We start from the raw sequence: 394 nt of genomic DNA on the forward strand, positions 1-394 counted from the left end.
GCGCCGCCGGATCGATCTCATGGCCCTTGGCCGAACGGATCCAGCCTTTTTCGGACACCACCACGGTGACCGGGTCGACTCCGATCAACTCGGTTTCACTGAATGCCTGGGCCTCCTCGCGCTGAACGATGGGCGAGCGGCGATCATCGCCGTATTCCTTGGCCACCTGCTGCAGCTCTTTGCGAATCAGGGTTTTCAGGCGAGTGGCGGACCCGAGGGTTTTCTCCAGTTGGTCCCGCTCTTTTTCCAGGGCTTCCTGCTCGCCCCGGATCTTCATTTCCTCAAGACGCGCCAACTGGCGCAACTTGGTGTCCAGAATGTAGTCGGCCTGAACGTCGGACAGTTTGAATCGCTCCATCAACACCGCTTTGGGCTCGTCCTCGGTGCGGATGAT

General features: G+C 59.9%; 1 protein-coding gene. It reads right to left on the minus strand.

Features of this window, described 5'->3' with window-relative positions:
- A partial coding sequence (locus B3187_RS15435) for a DNA gyrase subunit A (protein ID WP_349678209.1) occupies positions 1-394 on the minus strand: 394 nt, incomplete at both ends.

It is taken from the genome of Marinimicrobium sp. UBA4209, assembly GCF_002381585.1.
In the GTDB taxonomy this organism is placed as follows: Bacteria; Pseudomonadota; Gammaproteobacteria; order Pseudomonadales; family Cellvibrionaceae; genus Marinimicrobium; species Marinimicrobium koreense.